At 61.1% G+C, this 17425-nt stretch carries 18 protein-coding genes; 10 read left to right on the top strand and 8 right to left on the bottom strand.

From position 1 onward, the window contains the following. Positions 1-10 precede the first annotated feature (10 nt). Positions 11-1327: an MFS transporter gene (locus ACD590_RS12790; RefSeq protein ID WP_018242592.1), complete on the bottom strand. Its 1317-nt coding sequence runs from the start codon at positions 1325-1327 to the stop codon at positions 11-13. A gap of 191 nt (positions 1328-1518) precedes the next feature. On the opposite strand from ACD590_RS12790, the gene ACD590_RS12785 reads away from it, so the two are divergent. The 3 genes from ACD590_RS12785 (at position 1519) to ACD590_RS12775 (ending at position 4852) form a co-directional block, all read left to right on the top strand. Continuing rightward, positions 1519-2418 (top strand): LysR family transcriptional regulator, encoded by a 900-nt coding sequence (locus ACD590_RS12785; protein ID WP_018242591.1) that lies wholly within the window; start codon positions 1519-1521, stop codon positions 2416-2418. 337 nt (positions 2419-2755) lie between these two features. Then, positions 2756-3931, top strand: a complete 1176-nt coding sequence (locus tag ACD590_RS12780; protein ID WP_018242590.1) for an MFS transporter — start codon at positions 2756-2758, stop codon at positions 3929-3931. A 498-nt stretch (positions 3932-4429) separates the two neighbouring features. Then, positions 4430-4852 carry a TIGR02594 family protein gene (locus ACD590_RS12775; protein WP_018242589.1) on the top strand — a complete coding sequence of 141 codons (423 nt, stop codon included), beginning with the start codon at positions 4430-4432 and terminating at the stop codon, positions 4850-4852. A gap of 57 nt (positions 4853-4909) precedes the next feature. Here ACD590_RS12775 and ACD590_RS12770 read toward each other — a convergent pair whose 3' ends face one another. From ACD590_RS12770 to ACD590_RS12760, 3 genes are all read right to left on the bottom strand, one after another. Next, positions 4910-5695: a class I SAM-dependent methyltransferase gene (locus tag ACD590_RS12770; protein WP_018242588.1), complete on the bottom strand. Its 786-nt coding sequence runs from the start codon at positions 5693-5695 to the stop codon at positions 4910-4912. A gap of 323 nt (positions 5696-6018) precedes the next feature. Further along, positions 6019-6339 carry a low molecular weight protein tyrosine phosphatase family protein gene (locus ACD590_RS12765; protein ID WP_026188445.1) on the bottom strand — a complete coding sequence of 107 codons (321 nt, stop codon included), beginning with the start codon at positions 6337-6339 and terminating at the stop codon, positions 6019-6021. Positions 6340-6416: 77 nt separating this feature from the next. After that, on the bottom strand, positions 6417-7820 hold the full coding sequence (locus ACD590_RS12760; protein ID WP_439002687.1) for a pyridoxal phosphate-dependent decarboxylase family protein: 1404 nt from the start codon (positions 7818-7820) through the stop codon (positions 6417-6419). 313 nt (positions 7821-8133) lie between these two features. Here ACD590_RS12760 and ACD590_RS12755 point away from each other — a divergent pair, with 313 nt between their 5' ends. From ACD590_RS12755 to ACD590_RS12745, 3 genes are all read left to right on the top strand, one after another. After that, entirely contained in the window at positions 8134-8559 is a 426-nt protein-coding gene (locus ACD590_RS12755) for a hypothetical protein (protein ID WP_028733215.1), read from the top strand. A gap of 134 nt (positions 8560-8693) precedes the next feature. Continuing rightward, complete coding sequence (locus ACD590_RS12750; protein WP_439002686.1) at positions 8694-9200, top strand: GNAT family N-acetyltransferase; 507 nt, start codon at positions 8694-8696, stop codon at positions 9198-9200. Positions 9201-9298: 98 nt separating this feature from the next. Continuing rightward, the gene (locus ACD590_RS12745) at positions 9299-10219 is read left to right on the top strand and encodes an ornithine cyclodeaminase family protein (protein WP_439002685.1); all 921 of its coding nucleotides are present in this window, start codon (positions 9299-9301) and stop codon (positions 10217-10219) included. A 9-nt stretch (positions 10220-10228) separates the two neighbouring features. Here ACD590_RS12745 and dapB read toward each other — a convergent pair whose 3' ends face one another. Both dapB and ACD590_RS12735 read right to left on the bottom strand, forming a co-directional pair. Beyond that, a complete protein-coding gene (gene dapB / locus ACD590_RS12740) occupies positions 10229-11053 on the bottom strand; it encodes a 4-hydroxy-tetrahydrodipicolinate reductase (protein WP_439002684.1) in 825 nt (274 codons plus the stop codon). 87 nt (positions 11054-11140) lie between these two features. Beyond that, positions 11141-11356 (bottom strand): hypothetical protein, encoded by a 216-nt coding sequence (locus ACD590_RS12735; protein ID WP_028733211.1) that lies wholly within the window; start codon positions 11354-11356, stop codon positions 11141-11143. A 188-nt stretch (positions 11357-11544) separates the two neighbouring features. Here ACD590_RS12735 and ACD590_RS12730 point away from each other — a divergent pair, with 188 nt between their 5' ends. Both ACD590_RS12730 and ACD590_RS12725 read left to right on the top strand, forming a co-directional pair. Further along, a complete protein-coding gene (locus ACD590_RS12730; protein ID WP_439002683.1) occupies positions 11545-11931 on the top strand; it encodes a VOC family protein in 387 nt (128 codons plus the stop codon). Positions 11932-12140: 209 nt separating this feature from the next. Continuing rightward, positions 12141-13145, top strand: coding sequence for a carbon-nitrogen hydrolase family protein (locus tag ACD590_RS12725; protein ID WP_439002682.1), 1005 nt, complete (start codon positions 12141-12143; stop codon positions 13143-13145). Positions 13146-13384: 239 nt separating this feature from the next. Here ACD590_RS12725 and ACD590_RS12720 read toward each other — a convergent pair whose 3' ends face one another. Then, the gene (locus ACD590_RS12720; protein WP_115157327.1) at positions 13385-13987 is read right to left on the bottom strand and encodes a histidine phosphatase family protein; all 603 of its coding nucleotides are present in this window, start codon (positions 13985-13987) and stop codon (positions 13385-13387) included. A gap of 240 nt (positions 13988-14227) precedes the next feature. Between ACD590_RS12720 and ACD590_RS12715 the strand changes: the two genes are divergently transcribed. Then, a complete protein-coding gene (locus ACD590_RS12715) occupies positions 14228-14701 on the top strand; it encodes a VOC family protein (RefSeq protein WP_115157328.1) in 474 nt (157 codons plus the stop codon). Between the two features lie 79 nt (positions 14702-14780). Here the strand turns inward: ACD590_RS12715 and ACD590_RS12710 are convergent, their stop codons facing one another. Continuing rightward, positions 14781-15182: a GFA family protein gene (locus ACD590_RS12710; RefSeq protein WP_047621108.1), complete on the bottom strand. Its 402-nt coding sequence runs from the start codon at positions 15180-15182 to the stop codon at positions 14781-14783. A 227-nt stretch (positions 15183-15409) separates the two neighbouring features. On the opposite strand from ACD590_RS12710, the gene ACD590_RS12705 reads away from it, so the two are divergent. Further along, positions 15410-17290 carry an ABC transporter ATP-binding protein gene (locus ACD590_RS12705; protein ID WP_439002681.1) on the top strand — a complete coding sequence of 627 codons (1881 nt, stop codon included), beginning with the start codon at positions 15410-15412 and terminating at the stop codon, positions 17288-17290. Positions 17291-17425 lie beyond the last annotated feature (135 nt).

Genomic DNA, 17425 nt, shown 5'->3' with positions numbered 1-17425 from the left:
AACCGCCTGCTCAAGCCGCTCCAGGCTGTCTCGCCACTTCGTAGCGAGCCCGGCTCAGGCTGACCAGGCTCGCTATTGCCGCGCAGCCGCCCGCAGTGACGACCGCAAATTCGAGCGCGCTCGACAACGGCAATGTTGCGAAGATGATCGACATGCAGATCCCACCCAGGGTTTGGCCGAGAAGCCGCGCGGTGCCCTGCATGGCGCCGGCGGCGCCGCTTCTGGCTTTCGGTGCCGACAGAAGGAGAATTCGGTTGTTCGGCGTCTGGAACAGTCCGAAACCGAGGCCGGCGATCACAGTACCGACGAGAAACGCGATACCTCTCGGGTCGGGCGGGGTGAATCCGACCATCAGTAGGCCCAGGGCGAGCAGCGCGCCGCCGATGGCGCAAAGCCATGCCGTCTTGAAGCGGTTTGCCAAACGTCCCGAAATGGGCGCGATGATCGCGGTCGCGGCAGGCCAGGGCATCATGTATAGACCGGCCAAAACCGGCGTCATGTGCAACGTGTGTTGAAGGTAAAAGGGTAGCGCGATGTAGCTCAGCATCTGGCCGCAGAAGCACGATATCGAGGCGATGATCGCCACGCGGAATGCCGGTTCCGCCAGCAGGTCCGTGGGAACGATTGGTGCGTCACTGTTCCGTTCAAGGCGCAGCAGGACGAAAAGGCAGGCCAGCGAGGCGGCAATGAGGACGGCACCGCTTATCGGCGCGATCGCTATCCGGTCGGCGCCGCAGAAGAAAAGGATGAACATCAGCGTGTTGGCCAGCATCACCTTTGCGTTCAGCTTTCGCTTTGCGCCCTGAATTTGCCCGAGCAGACCGCCGCCGAGCAGAACGATGGCGCCGAGTGGTATATTGACTGCAAACAGCCAAGGCCAGGTCGTGACGGAAAGGATGGCGCCGGCAATGCCGGGGCCGGCAGCGGAAGAAATGGCGATGACCATGGCATTGATGCCGATGATCGGACCCAGCATGTGCTGCGGCACAGCCGAGCGCAGGTTCATCATGGCAAGCGCCATGATCGCGCCACCTCCCAAGCCCTGCGCGAAACGAGCGAGGATCAGTAAGGGAAGGTCGCCTGCGAAGGCGCAGGCTGCGGAAGCCGCGGTGAACAGCGCGACGCCGATCAGGAAGACCCGCCGCGCGCCGTAGATTTCACCCAGCGCACCACATGGAAGAATGGCAACAAGCACGGCCAGCTGATAGGCCGAGACGACCCATACGGTGTTACCCGCCTCCGCGTGCAGTGAGACCGCGATCGAGGGTAAGGCGACATTGGCAATGGCTCCGTCCAAAACGACAAGAACAAGCGTAAGGAGCAACATGGCAATAGCCAGGTACCGTCGAGGCGACGCCAGGCCGTCTTGAGAAATTGGTGCGGCGTAGGTGAGGGACATGAGAATTCCTCGATGTTTGTTGGACGGTCGACTACTTAGGCTTTGCTGATTGCCCGCGCCAGACGCAACAAAATCAATCGACCGTTGCGTAATGCGCCATGCCTGAATAGAATTGAGCCATGTCTGATCTCGATCTTAACCTCTTGGTGGCACTGGATGCGTTGCTGCGCGAGCAGAGCGTATCGGCCGCCGCCCGTCGGCTTGGCCTCAGCACGTCCGCCATGAGCCGGACGCTGTCACGGTTGAGGACCGCGCTGGGTGATCCGATCCTTGTGCCGGCCGGGCGCGGCATGGTTGCGACGCCTCATGCCCTGGCGATTGGTGCCGAGGTACATTTGTTGAAAGAAGCCGTGCAAGCCGTGCTTAGTCCGCCGTCGACCGTCGAGATTCGGGAGGTGCGGCGCCACTTCACGATCCGTGCCAATGAAGCATTCGTGCTTCTCTACGCCGCGGGTCTGAGCGCCGCTGTGACGAACGCTGCGCCGGGGATAAGGCTTCGCTTTGCGCCGAGATCGGACAAGGACGTTCAGGCTTTGAGGGACGCGGCGATAGATTTGGACATCGGCGTCCTCCCGCGAGACAGCGGGGAGTTGCGTTGCCAAACTCTTTTCGAGGATCGGTATGTCGGTCTCGCAAGGGTAGGGCACCCGATATTCGATGCTGATCGGCTAACGGCCGAGCGCTATGCCGCCTGGGGTCACGTGCTCTTCTCGATGCAAGCGGATTTCGCCGGTCCGATCGACAGGGCGCTCGCCGAATTGGGCCATGTCCGTGATGTCAGACTGATCGTGCCAAGCTTTCCGGCAGTGATAGCAGTTGCGGCGGCATCCGATTTGATCGGCTCGATTCCGAAATCATATTGCAAGTCCGCGGCGATAAGCCATATCAAGACCTTTGACCTGCCTGTGGCTGTGTCGGGTTTCACCATCGTGCAGGCGTGGCACCCCCGCATGGACGCAGATCCCGTGCATCGCTGGCTGAGGGCGCTGATTTTTGAGACGTTCCACTCGATGAACTGAGTACGTGGCCCGTCAAAGCAAGCGCTTCGTTCCCGTTCCGCAGACGTGATCCCGCGATCTTATGCAGTGCAGCCTCCCGTTGATGCAGGGAGCGAGAATTGCTGCTGGGCAGCGCCGAATGATGATCGCTGATGGCGCCAATAAGCGGACACCAGTCGTGAGCGGCTGCTGTGAAATTACCGGCGGCTGCATCATGCTGACACTGGCTGTCAGCAAAGGTGGTCGATAATCCTGAGACCGCGGGTGTCCGAGCCAGTCGCCATTTCGTCGGAATGTCCGGCTATGCCGTCGGATGCCTGGGCTTCAATCCCGCCCCAATCGGAGCAGAGTCCCCGAGATGAAGCCGCACCACCGTATTTTCTTCATTCAGTTTGCCGTGGCCCTTTCCCTGGGGGCGTTTGTTTCGCGGCTGCCCGACCTTCAGCTTAAGTTCAGCCTTACGGAAGGGGAGCTTGGCCTTCTGCTCGCCGTCATGTCCTCCGGGGTTCTCTGCGGGTTGACGGTTTCGGTGAGGTTCATCGAGAGGCTCGGTGCGCGCACCACCGCTTTCGTCACCGTCTTCGGTGCGTCGTTTTTTTTCGCGCTGATCCCCTGGATGCCTTCAGCTCTCCTGGCGGTGCCATTGTTCTTCATTGCCGGCGTTTTCACCGGAGCATTCGAGATCAACGCCAATATCGAAACCGATCGCCATGAGGCGCTGCTTGGGTACCGCATCATGAGCCGGGCTCACGGTATGTGGAGCCTCGGCTTCTGCATCACCGCCCTTGTTGCCGCCGGCATGCGGCAGGCTGCCGTCTCCATCGAACTGCATACCTTCATCGTCCTCGTGACGGTCTTGATTGCCGGGTCGATCGTCTTCTCCGGGATCGAGAATGCGCCCCGGCGGCAGGACGCTCACTCCGGAGATACGCCGATCATCGCTTTTCCCACGATCGGACTGCTCCCCCTTTGCCTTGTCGCCGCAGCTCCGCTTCTTGCCGAAGGCGCAAGCGTCGACTGGTCGGCGATCTATATGCGGGACGTCTTCGCGGTCGAACCCTTCGTCGGCGGGCTCAGCGTGACCATTTTCTCCTCGTTCATCGCCATCGGGCGGCTCAGCATGGACCCTGTCATCGACCGCTTCAATCCGCGCCCGGTCGCAATCACTCTGCTTGGGATCGCGGCCATCGGTGTTGTCATGGTTGCGACGGCGACACACCCTGTTGTCGCGCTCGCAGGCTTTGGCCTGACAGGTATTGGCTGCTCTTCAGTTTATCCGCTTGCCATCTCGGCTGCGGCCCGACGCACGGATCGACCCGCACCCGTCAACGTTGCAGCGCTTGGGCAGACGACGTTCCTTGTGTTTTTCGCCGGGCCGCCACTGCTCGGTTTCGTTGCCGAACACTTCGGCATCCGCTTTTCGTACTGGGCGGTCGTCCCTGTTCTCGCCGCAGCATTGCTGGTCACCAGGGCACTTGCCGCTGATCCTGCCCCGGTCACAGGCCAACCCGAACCGGCGCAACCACGCGGTTGACACGCCACGCCGGCCTCCGCTCTCCTAAGCTCGTTCACGTCCGCACCGGAGGGCAACCTCCGGCTTTCGCTGGTGAATCGGGCGAGCGCAATGTATTTCCCATCGCGCCCAAGTATTATAAGTGGCCATCGGAAATATAGCTCGTATAGGTGAGGAGCTAATTCCGCGTACTGTCGTCAACTCTTGGCCAATGGTTTTGCTGCTCAAGCATTGCGGACACAGTCCATCTCGTCTGAATGGACCTGATTTGGATGGCGAAACTGCAGCCTTTCGGCCCGACAAAACATATGTTTTGTCGGGTTGTGATGGCCGTGTCCGGCCCCAAGGGGAGGCTCGCCGACGGAGTTCTGCGCCTCGCTTCGGACAAATTTCCGCCGCCAAAATGCCAGTATTAGTTGTTTCTAAATCACGCCATAATTCGCATCTACGTTGCCGCGCCTGTTTTATTCTTCGCCACATTTCGGAATTTCAACATTATACAAACAATGGTGGGTAACTATGAAGGTTATTCTCGTCATCGTCCTCACGGTGCTTGCCGTGCCCTGTGAGGCGGACATGCTCGGCACGGCGTCCAAGTACAAGAGCATGCATGAACGCTCCATCTCCTTCCTCAGCATCAATCCGCGCAGGGTGTCGTGGTGCGGTGCGTTCCTGGCCTTTGTCGCCAAGCGATCTTCGCGGGAACCGCCGCCCAACCCCAATATGGCGGCGTCTTGGAGAAAGTTCGGCAAGCCGGTGTTCTTCCGCGCCGCCAGGCGAGGGGATGTCGTGGTGATCCGCACCGGTCGACGCTTTCATGTCAGCCTGTTCGATCACATCGACCAGCGCCGCCAGTACGTCTACCTGTTTGGCGGCAATCAATCCAACCGGGTGCAGCTGTCGCGCTATCGCGCCAGCTCGGTGGTCGCCGTGCGACGATGATGTTGGGTGAGAACTCACCCTCCTTCCAAACCTCGATGGCGGCGGGAAAAACAGGCCCTACGCCTTGCGCGCCCTGATATGGAGGAAGATCGGTGCAATGCGGGTATCGGCGACCACTGGCTCGGCGAGAGCCACCTCGACTGACGCCATGGGCTCGCCGAAGGCTTCGATCGTCAGTCCCGATTCGACGATCATCGACACCCAGGTCGACAGCGTCCGGTGAAAGCGGGGGACGGCAAACGGCGTCAGCGTCGCCCGTTCGGCCTCGGGGATGGAGGAGAAGATCCAGCGATCGATCCGGCCGTCGCTCTCGTCGAAATAGTCGGCGATCTCAACCGCGACGGGCTCGCCGGCCTGATTGCGGATATTGCGGCGTGTCGGCGGCACGAAACAGGGGTGCAGGATCGAAAACTGCAGGAAGCCGCCCGGCTTCAGGACCCGGTGGATGCCCTTCAGCACCTCGCGCTGGTCGGCCATGTCCATCATCGACATGAAGGCGGTGACGAAATCGAAGCTCGCCTCCGGGAAATCGATGCTCTGGCCGTCGCCGAGCACATAGTCGATGCCGAGCGGCGCTTCTGCCTCGCTCTCGCGGGCATAGCGAATGAAGGTCGGGGCGATGTCGAGCCCGGTCATGCGGGCGCCGAGGCGGGCGACGGCGCGGGTATTGGAGCCTTCGCCGCAGCCTAGGTCGAGCCCCGCTAAGCCGGTGACCGACGGCAGCATGCCGAGAAAGGCCGGTGTGTTCAGCGCGTCGCGGTATTTGTCGTAGCCGGCGCGGCTGTAGATCGTCCAGGTCTCGGCATTGCTCTCCCAATGGGCGGCGACATCATTGGCGTTCATGGCTCTCCTCCTTGTGCGATCGGAACGGGCGGGGAGCTATAAGCGGAGCGTGTGGCAATGGGAAGACGGGCGGTCCACTGTAAGCGGTTCACGCCTATGGATCATGACCAAGTTCGCGTGCACTATCATTCGATCGAGAGGATAGGGGGCTGCTGTGTCCGACGAAGTGATCATCCGCGAGCTGGTCGGCCTCGATCAGACGATGACAATTTTCCCGCGGCCCCCGCAGCTTGGCCGCAAGTGCCACCACTAGCGCAAAGCGGGACGGACGGAAGAATTGCCCGCCTTGTGCTGGCGGCGATTTTACGGTCGCATGAACAGGCTTAGAGATGCCGGGGCACCTTTGCCTTCAGCAGCTGCACGAGCGCGGGGTCCATGAAATCGTAATCATCAGGAATATGAAGGCAGATCAACCGCTTGTCCTTGAGAGCTGACCGGTACTTGCCCTGGACTTTCGCACGGTGAGCCTTCTCCATGACAAAGACGATATCGGCCCATTCGACCAGCTCGTTCGATAACGGATTTTCGGCATCCTTGTTCGTACCTGCCGAGGAGACTTCGATTTCAGGCCAGTTCGCGAAGACCTGTTCGGCCGTCGGGCTGCGAAGCTTGTTCTGACTGCAGACGAACAGCACGTTTTTCACGTTTCTATCTCTCTTCAAGTGAATAGGGCCGGCGATAGCACAATTCCGTGTCCGGGCGAACCAAGGGAGTTGATGCATCACCCTCGGCTGACACTCTTGAACGCAGCGATGATGCTTTGTGCGGCGAGTTGCGCCTCATCTGACGTCGTCTGGAAATTGGTGACGGAGAGGCGCAGGACGTCGCGGCCGCGCCATTTGGCGCCGCCGGCGAAGATCATGCCGTCCGCCTGGATCTTTTCGATCGTCTTTCGCGTCAGCGCGTCGCCCTCTTCGGAGGGCAGGTCCGTTCCGAAGCGGATGACGAGCTGGTTCAGCACGACGTCGTTCAGTATGCCGATGCCCGGTTGCCGCGACAGGAGATCGGCGATCAGCCGCGCTGAGGTGCAGCACTGATCGATGAGGGTGGTGATGCCGTCGCGGCCGAGATGTTTCAGCATCGCCCAGGTGGCAAAGCCGCGTGCCCTTCTCGAAAGCTCGGGCACGTAATGGGAGGGATCGCGTTCGCCTTCGCCGGCGAGCGGCAGATAGCTCGCGGCAATCGTCATGGCGCGGCGATGAGCGAGTTCGTTACGGACGATCGCATAGCCGCAATCATAGGGCGTCTGCAGCCATTTGTGGCCGTCGGTCGCCCAGCTGTCGGCCGCTTCGATGCCGCGGCTGAGGTGGCTGGTCTTCATCGATGCCTGCGCCCAGAGACCAAAGGCACCATCGACATGCACCCAGGCGCCTTTCGCCTTCAACAGCGGGATGATGGCGGCGAAATCGTCGAAGGCGCCAGTATTGATCTGCCCCGCCTGGAGAATGGCGATGACGGGACCGGTGACCGTATCGAGCGTGCCCGCCAGCGCGGCCGGGTCTATCCGGCCTACCGGATCAGTGCGCACACGCAGCACGCGATCGTGGCCGAGGCCTAGGAATTGCAGCGCGGAGAATACCGTCGTGTGGGCATCGTCGCCAATCAGCACGGTAATCTCGGGGGCGCCGAACAGGCCGTTGGCATCGGCATCCCAGCCCACCTGGCGCAGCACCTCGCCGCGCGCGGCGGCAAGGCAGGTGAAGTTCGCCACCGTCGCACCCGTGACAAAACCGACCGAGCTTTCGGCCGGTAGATGCAAGAGATCGAGAAGCCATCTCGCCGCGATGGTCTCGACGGCGGACGCGGCCGGGGCAACGGCATGGTTTCCGGCATTCTGGCCCCAGGCGCTGGTGAGGAAATCAGCCGCGACGCCGACCGGATGGGAGCCGCCGATGACCCAGCCGAAAAAGCGCGGTCCTGTGGTTGCATGCAGCCCGGGTTCGGCGCCGTCCGAGAGACGCCTGATGACATCAAGCATATCGGAACCGGCTGCCGGCAGCGGTTCGTCGAAACAGGCAAGCGAGGCTGCGTAGTCGTGGGTGGGCACGTGGCGGGCGGGCGCTGCCTGCCGGAATCCCGCCGCAAGGCGGGCGGCTTCCTGAAACAGAGATGCAATTGCCGTCATGCGGATCCCCCTGCCGCCATCGATCCTGGAGGGGCACACCCTCGAAAGCAGGCTGCCGGCACACGCAATCTAGCCGATATCGCCGGGGCTGTCTTTGCCGTGGGCGATCCCGGATATGGGCTCCGGGGTCTTCCTTGGGCTTGCCCAGACCTCAAGATAAATTGAGCATCGGGGATGCGCTTCCTAAATATCTACAATAACTACCTTATCCCGTTCTGTCCATTTTTGAAATTTCGTGGCTCTTGTTGAAAATGATTGCCTTTTTTTAAGTATCGTTCAATAATGAGGAAATATCATTTGCACCATTGTCAAGTTGGTGCTGCCAATTAGCGAGGGATGTGCACTGAAATATTTCCTTCTCTACGCGCTGACGTGCACGTTGGTCGGGATAGTTCTTCTCTTCATTATCCGTGAAGTTGTGCCATTCGCGATCGACAAGCCAACCGAGCAATCGGCGGCCGGACCAACCGGTGAGCCGTTGAACGCGGCAACCGGCGAGCCGGCGCCCGCGGAAACCGGGGAGTCGGTGCCCGGGCCAACAACCGATCAATCCGCCGTCCAGCCAGCCGATCCCTTGGTCGTCCGGTCTACCGGCCAGCCGGTCGACGGGCCAGCCCGTGAACCGGTGGTCGGGCCAACCGGTGAACCGGCTACGGGGCCGACCGATCAATTGAGGGGCGGTCCGAGCGGTGAACCGGCCGTCCGGAAGGGCGGTCGGCTGGGGAGCCCGGCGCAGTGATCGGCGCTTGAGATGATTGATTTCCGTTCGATCTCGTAACTCCGAGCATTGGCTGAAGTACGAAGCTTGCTGACACTGGTTGACGGCTGGAGCCATCTGTATTGAGAGTAGCTCTCATCTTGCAGGAGGTCCCGATGGATGGAAGCGGCACGACGATCAGGCATATCCAGGCAGACGAAGTGGAGGCTTTCCGGCGCATCCGTCTGGAAGCGCTTCGCACCGAACCGTCTCTCTTTGCAAGCCGCTACGAAGACTGGGCGGCTCTTTCTCTCGAGGAGTGGCGCAACCGCCTGAACGAACCGGTTTTCATCGCCTTTCAGGATGGCGAACCCGTCGGCATAACGGGCCTGCTCCGGCAGCGGTCGAGCAAGATGGTTCATCGCGCGACGATCATCATGGTCTACGTCAGACGGAGCCTGCGTGGAACGGGGCTTGCCGCGAAGCTGCTCAGCGCGGTGGCCGATCACGCGCGCGATATCGGCATCCTGCAGCTGGAGCTCTTTGTCAGCGCGGAGAACCCGGCGGCAATACGGTTCTATCAGCGGGAAGGCTTTTCCGAGATCGGCAGAATTCCCGGTGGGGTTCTGGAGGAGGGCAGGGAGATCGACGACGTCATGATGGCTCGCCGTCTGGTCGGTTAGCTCTCACGCGATGTTTCGGCGCATATCGGTTTGCCTGAGCTATTGACCTCAAGCGGGGTTGGGGTTGCAGGATGCCGGTATGGGCTGGAGGGTTGGCTGTGACGAAAATCCTGAAAGACGAGGATCTTGTCGGTATCGGGTTGATGGCGGTCGCGATCGATGCGCTCGAGACAGCTTTTCTCGCGAGAGCCGGCAATCGGCTGATCTCTCCGCCCCGGCATCATGTCTCGTTTCCCAATCGGGGCGATCTCGTCTTCACCGTCGGTGGCATCCTTGGCGAGAAACCGCTCGCGGGCTTTCGGGTCTATGAAACATTCGACGGGGTGGAGCATTCGCAGATCGTCGCTGTGTGGTCGGCCGATGACGCCAGGCTCAAAGGCATCGTTCTCGGAGAGCGCCTCGGTAGCCTCAGAACCGGTGCGATCGGAGGTCTCGCGATCCGCCACCTCAGCGCGCCGGATGCCAGGACCGTCGGGATCCTCGGTAGCGGAGCCCAAGCGCGAACCCAGCTTGCCGCGGCTGCCACCGTTCGGAAACTGGACCGCGCTCGCGTCTATAGCCGCGACGCAAAAAAACGAACCGCCTTCGCAGCTGAGATGCAGCAGGCCTTGGGCATTGAGGTGGAGCCTGCCGGCAGCGCCTCTGAAGCCGTTGATGGTGCCGACATCGTCATCTGCGCGACGACGAGCCAAACACCGGTCATCCATGCGCGGGATTTGAAGCCCGGGATGCACGTCAACACCGTTGGCCCGAAAACACAGGAGGGATACGAACTCGGCCTAGATATCGCCGATGTCGCAGCCGTGATCGCGACGGACTCTCCCGAACAGACGCGCGCCTATGCTTCGCCCTTTTTCCTCGCCGGCTCCGGCAATGAGCATCGCATGGCCGATCTTGCCGATATCATTGCCGGGAAAGCGGCCGGTCGGGGATCGCCTGGCGATACGACCCTGTTTTGCTCCGTCGGGCTGGCCGGAACCGAAGTCGTCGTCGCCTCGGCAATCCTTGATAGCTTATAGGCCAGTTTCTCAGGCCAGCCCGAGAACATCTCCCATTGTGTATTCGCCGGGTGCGCGCCCTGCGACCCAGCGGGCGGCGGCAAGTGCGCCGCGGGCGAACATGCCGCGATCGAGAGCCGAATGGGAGAGCGTCACGACTTCCTCGGCGGCGGCAAACAGGACGCTGTGTTCTCCGACGATCCCGCCGGCGCGCAAGACGGCGAAGCCGATTTCGCCGGTCGGGCGCTCACCGGTGATGCCGTCACGCCCGCGCCGCTCGACGGATGCGAGGGAAACCCCGCGGCCCTCGGCGGCGGCTTCGCCGAGCATCAGCGCCGTACCGGACGGCGCGTCGATCTTCCTGTTGTGATGGGCTTCGAGGATTTCGATATCCCAGGCATGCGCGGGAAGGGCGCGGGCCGCCTGGGCGACGAGGCCGACCAGCATGTTGACGCCGATGGAGAAATTGCCGGAGCGCAGGATCGGAATCGTGCGAGCAGCCTCTGCGATCCGTTCGAGTTCATCCGGCTCGAAACCCGTCGCCCCGATCACCAGGGCCGGTCCACCGGCAAAAGCGCACAAGCCGGCAAGTTCGGCGGCAGCGTTTCCCGTCGTGAAATCCAGGATCACGTCGGCCGCTCCGATCGCGGCCGACCGGTCGATCAGCCCGGCGCCGATGGCGCCCTCACGGCCGATGCCGCCGACGAACGCAAAATCCGGATCGGCCGCCAGCAGCGGCAGGATGGCGCGCCCGATGCGACCGTTCGCGCCGGCGACGGCTATATTGATTGGTGATATCACGGTCTTTCCTTGGCTCGCGATGTTTTCGGCTGAGCGGCTATTTACATCCAGCATTCGTGCCGGAGAAGGCGACCTGCAACTATTGCATTCCGCTCCCGGCGCAAAACCGTATCTCCTGTTGTCCGTTTGGTCGTCTGACGCTTACCAGTTGCCGGGATCGGCGGTGTGATCGATGCTGGCGAATTCGTCGGCCTTGTGCCGGTCCAGCTTCACCTCCGTTGTCGCCTTCGTCTCGTCGGTGACGGAGTAGCGGTCGGGGATCGGTCCCGTTGATAGTTCCTGATACATGAGCAAGGCGGCCTCCTCGGCGGTATCGGCCTCGATCTCTCGGGTGATTGATACGGTGAACTTGTGCATGGCTTCGGCCCTCTCGATCGATGCGGCGTGCGCAGTTTGCACAGTCTGACACGAGTTTTGTGTCGATGACACTAAAACTGCTCGCTTAGAATTTGATTCATGCGATGGCTTCAGGTCTTTGTTTTTATGAATGTCGTGGTGCCCGGCGCCAGACAGTTTCGGGCGAAGTCAGCTGAGGGGGATAGGTCATGCGCCTGAATCAGGTAACCGTTACGATGCCTGACCTTGATGCGGGCTGGAACTTCTACTGCATTCTCGGTCTCAGACCCGTCGTCGACGCCCGTCCCCGGTATGGGCGCTTTGTCTGCCCGGACGGAGACAGCATCTTCTCCTTGCATCAGGGCGTAAGTGGTGATGGCGGAACCACGGTGTATTTCGAGTGCGAGAACCTGGACGAGACGGTCGGCAGTCTCAGCGAAGCCGGTCTTCGTTTCGTGAGCGGGCCGGAGGACAAGGGTTGGCTCTGGCGTGAAGCGGAGCTGTTCGACCCCGGCGGCAACCGCATCATTCTCTATTTCGCCGGTTCGAACCGCCTCGATCCGCCGTGGCGGGTGGATCAAGGTCGGCCCGCTTGAGGTAGGTGCTCGGCCGTCCCCGAATTGACGAATCGCGGCCGCCTCGGCATCTTTGGCTCGGCGTGGCCTAACGCCGAACCTCTCCAGACCTTCCCCAGCAGGGTCTTCAACCGGAGGCAAAGGGACTTTCGTCTCGGGTCGTGATCCTTGGTCCTGATGTTTCGGGCCTGTTGCTGGGGAACGATGTCCGGAACGTGAGAGGCCCTGACATGACTGAGAATGGAAATTTCAAACGGCGGGTGCGTGCGCGCGCCGCCAAGACGGGTGAATCCTACACCACCGCCCGCATGCATGTTCTCCCCAAGTCGACGAATGACGCAGCGCCGGAGGCAAGACGCCTGCGTCTGGCCGTGGCGCAGACTACCTATGCGGACGATCCCCGCGATATCGAGAAGCTTCGCTGGAGCGGCCAGGAGATGCGCCTGCTGATGCGGCAGGCGCGGGAGGCGGGCGCGCGGCTCGTCCATTTTCCCGAAGGAGCGACATCATCGCCCAACAAGCGCATCATGTCGGAAATCGGGCCGCGGGAGATCGGGCCCTCCGATTGGCGGCGGTTCGAATGGGCCGTGCTTCGCGAGGAGTTGGATTCAACGCGCAGGCTGGCGCACGAGTTGGGGCTCTGGGCGGTCATCGGCTCGGTGCATCCGCTGACGGCGCCGCACCGGCCGCACAACAGCCTCTATGTCGTCTCCGACCGCGGCGAACTGGTGACGCGCTACGACGAGCGCCTACTGTCGAACACCAAGATCTCCTTCATGTACACGCCGGGTTCGATCCCCGTGACCTTCGAGGTCGACGGCATCCGCTTTGGTTGCTCGCTCGGTATGGAGTGCCACTATCCGGAGATTTTTAGCGAATATGAGCGGCTCGACGTCCATTGCGTGCTGTTCTCGACAACAGGCGGTTCGCCGGCCAATGAGCCGTCCTTCGCCGCCGAGGCACAAGGGCATGCGGCGAGCAACAGCTACTGGGTCAGTTTCTCGATCCTTGCTCATCCCGGTCAGGCTGATCCGGCCTCTTCCGGGATCGTCGCGCCCGGCGGCCGATGGGCTGCGCAATGCCCTGCGGAAGGAACGGCGGCGCTATCGCTTGCCGATATCGACGACAATCCCGGCGATCTTTCCCGGCCGTGGCGGCGCAAGGCGCGGAGCGGCCTCTACGAGCCGCACCGCGTGGCCGGCGACCCGCGCAGCGATGCGCGGGATAGGTTTTAGAGCCGTATCAAACCTCATCCATGCGACGCGTTTGCCCAATGATTTTCCTGTGACACAGGCGCGTTAAATTTTATCACCGGTGGCTCGACTCCATCGGTGATGCAGCACCAAAAGAGCCTTGTTCTGAGGGCATGGAGGTTGATGGTCGCAAGTCGAGGTGTCAATCTCTGGCATTGAGCCGCGTTATAATCAGCAATGACGTTTGGCGACCGGAGCCGTCACTCAGGGATGTACCCTTCCTAAGCGACAACGCCGGATATTATATCAGCCGAAGCGCTTACCAGGCTGAACTCAGCGTCGGAAAGACGATAAAACCCGTCTTGGGGAACGGGCAGTTCCAACATTTCCAGCTTCGATAGGCCGGCATATACGCCACGAACCAATCTGCCGAACAGCCCGTGAGAAATCGCAATTGTCGGTTCATGAATGTCTGCGATCCAGTTCTTTGCTCGCGCACAAGCGGCATCGAAGCTCTCCCCGTCTGGAGATCTGAAATACCAATCAAAAGCGTCGGACCCGTCCAGCATTCCTGGAAACTCGTTGTCGATCTCGAACTTGGTCATGCCGTCCCAAGAACCGACGGTCACCTCCATTAGCCGCGATTCCGGACGAGCCGTCAGCGGCAATGCACGTTCGATGCGAGCCGCGGTCTCTTGTGTTCTGCCGAGAGGGCTGACGTGAAGCTGGAACGATCGCTCGCTGCCTGCAATTTCCTTCTTCAAAAGCTTCGCCATTTGTTCGGCCTGTTCGATACCGCGCTCCGTCAGCGGTGAATCTTTTTGGCCCTGGAACCGACCCAAGGTGTTCCAAATGGTCTCGCCGTGGCGAAGCAGGTAAATCACTGGTGTTGTCCTATGCCAAAAAGATGGTCGCAGCGGCCAAGTGATGCGACAGATCAATAATGACTGCAACTGATCCGATCCATATGTGCCAGGTCTTCTACTGTCGGCCGAACTCGGTACTTCGACCGTTTAGCAGCGTTCGGCAGTGCCGGCGTGAAATCGCTCGGACTGGGCTGGAGAAAGACGGTTTGCCTCTTATTTCACTGAAAAATGCGAAACGAAGAGCGAGAGGACCGCGCAATGGCAAAGAACACGATCTGCGTATGGTACGACAAAGAGGCTGAGGCGGCTGCCCGCTTCTATGCCGCGACTTTTCCCGATAGCGCCGTGGGTGCCGTTATTCGTGCACCGGGAGATTATCCTGACGGCAAGCAGGGAGACGTACTGGTCGTGGAATTCACCGTTGCGGGCATTCCTTGCATCGGCCTGAATGGCGGCCCTGTATTCAAACACAACGAAGCCTTCTCATTTCAGATCGCGACCGACGATCAGGAGGAAACCGATCGCTATTGGAACGCCATCGTCGGCAATGGCGGCCAGGAAAGTGAGTGCGGCTGGTGTAAAGACAAGTGGGGCGTGTCCTGGCAGATTACGCCGCGCGTCCTCTCCGAAGCGCTCTCGGCAGGCGGTGGCCAGGCAAAGCGCGCTTTTGACGCGATGATGACCATGAGGAAGATCGACATTGCGGCGATCGAGGCGGCGCGGCGCGGCTGAGGCAGCTTCGCGCAGAACGATCCTTTGCCAGGGCTCGGATCTGGTGTGATCCGGCCCGATGGCGATCTTCGCAGTCGGCTCAGAACCAGAGGTCGCGTACGCAGCGCCCTTTGGAAGGCAGGTCCTCAAACGTGTCCAGGCCGTCGAAATGATCGATCGGCAGGTCCTGAACGAGATCGGCCGGCGCAAGACGCATGTTGACGGCCATACGCCGACGGCCATCCTTTCGAAGCCGCAGGCCGCGCCAGCTCAAGACACAGGCGCAAGATGGGCAGAACAAGATCTCGAGAGACGGCTCGTCCCTGTCGGCGCGGGTGTAGGAGGCGGTCTCACCGGTGAGAGCGATGCGCTCTCCTTCGTAGTCATAAGCCCACAGTGTGCCGTAGCGTCTGCAGAGCGTGCAGTTGCAGGCGGTGATCGAGCCGGGATCACCCTCAAGTGTCCAGCCCGCCTTGCCGCAATGACATGAGCCCGTCAGCATGAGCGTAGGTTCCGTCCTGTACCATACAGCGATCGCAATCTGCCCCAATCCCGTGACGACCGCAATTGGCGCTTTTCGCCGCCGCCTGCTTCCAGCGGTTGCGAACCGATACCTCCAGGCGGCAGATTTTCTGAAATTTCTAATTGAGATTGCAGCCGGAAGATGTTTTTCTGCGACCCAGCGTAGCTGAGTCCACGCCTCTTCCCGATTTTTGATCCGAGTGGCCCATGTCGATTTCAGATGCGATCTATCGTCCCTTCGAAACCTTGATCCGGCCGCTCGACATCCCCTACCGGCCGATGCCCACCAAAGGGCCCGTGGCAGTCCTCATACACTTCATCGCGATGTTTCGGGGCGTCATCATCACCATGGCGCTGACCTCGATGGCCATCGAAGCCATCAACCTTACGATCATCTGGGGTCTTTCGGTCATTGTCGACGGCGTGACGACACAAGGCGTAGAACTCTTCGTCGACAGTAATTTCCGGCTGCTGGCAGTCCTTGCCTTTCTGCTTTTTCCGGTGATGCCCATTCTCTTCTACATCACCAATATTCTCAACTCACACACGATCGGCATCAGCCTGCCCGTTGCGATTCAATGGCAGGGGCACAAGGCCGTCGAGCGGCAGGACCTCGCCTTCTTCCATGATCTTTTCGCCGGCCAGGTCGCATCCCGGCTCGGTCAGGTCGCCAATGCCGTTCAGCAACAGATCCTGATCGCATTCCAGACGGCACCGCGCTTTCTGCTTCAGATCATCGGCTCCGTTGTTCTTCTGCTCGCGCTCTCCTGGCAGCTTGCGCTGCCAGTCATCGTCTGGGTTGCCTTCAACGTGCTCTTTGCGATCAAGGTCGTTCCGGATTTTACGGAGCGCGCCCGCCGCTCGGCAAAGCAGAACAGCCTCATCTCCGGTGCCCTGACGGACATCTACGGCAACATCCAGATGGTCAAGCAGTTTGCAGCTGAAGACAGCGAGGCCGGTGCGCTAAGAAAGATCATGTCCAAGGGGGTCGATACGCTTCACCACGAACAGCGCATCTACCGGACAACCGAACTCGTCGTCATCAGCCTCAACATGGTGCTCTGGCTTGTCATGCTCGGCATTGGTTTCTGGGGGCTGTTTGACCGAATCCTGACCGTGGGCGATTTCGCCGCAACGGTTTACATCCTCCAACGCCTCTCGGCAGGGTCCTTCACCTTCCTGCAAATGGGACAGCAGATCTTCCGCGCGCTCGGCACGATCAAGGATGCCATGCCGGTCATGACAACACCGCCCACCATCACCGATCGGCCGGATGCGGCCGAACTGACGGTCAGCCGTGGGGAGATCCATTTCGAGAACGTCCGCTTCGCCTACAAGTCCGGCAAACCTGTCATCGATGACCTGTCGCTGACGGTTCGGCCCGGCGAAAAGGTAGGGCTCGTCGGCCTCTCAGGTGCTGGCAAGACGACGCTGGTCAGCCTGCTGCTGCGTTTTTACGACATAGAGGACGGCGCGATCCTGATCGACGGGCAGGAAATCCGCGCGGTCACGCAGGCAAGCCTTCGCCGCGCCATCGGCGTCATCGCGCAGGACGTCGCGCTGCTGCATCGTTCGGTCGGCGACAATATCCGCTACGGCCGGCCGGAGGCGACGACGGACGAGATCGAAGCGGTGGCGAAGATGGCCAGCGCCGATGTCTTCATAACCGATCTTTCCGACGGCGAAGGCCGCAGCGGCTATGATGCCTTCGTCGGTGACCGCGGGATCAAACTCTCGGGCGGCCAGCGCCAGCGTGTGGCGATCGCCCGCGTTCTCCTGAAGGACGCGCCGATCCTGGTGCTGGACGAGGCGACATCCGCCCTCGACAGCGAATCCGAAGCCGCCATCCAGGAAAGGCTGAACCTCGTCATGGAGGGAAAGACGGTGATCGCCATCGCCCACCGCCTGTCGACCATTGCCAGGATGGACCGGATCGTCGTGCTCGATCACGGGCGCATCGTGGAGGAGGGCAGGCCGGACGAACTGGTCGAACGCGACGGCTTGTTTGCCCGCCTGTGGAAACGCCAGACCGGCGGCTTCATTCCCGAGGACATCGACGAACCCTTGCCGGTCTCGCCTGCGACCTAACCGAGCCGCTGGCCCTCCCGTAAGCTGGGGTGACGTCAGCGAACTAAGAGCAGGCGGCCGCCGATCAAAATGAGATCGGCGCCCATCACGCATTTGATGTTAGCCTTGAACCGCAGGAGGCTGGCGGATACGCGC

Source organism: Rhizobium sp. 862_C5_N1_2, assembly GCF_051811205.1.
Lineage (GTDB): Bacteria > Pseudomonadota > Alphaproteobacteria > Rhizobiales > Rhizobiaceae > Rhizobium > Rhizobium leguminosarum.
The sequence above is the reverse complement of the archived record's forward strand: the minus strand, read 5'-3'. Positions and strand labels throughout refer to the sequence as shown.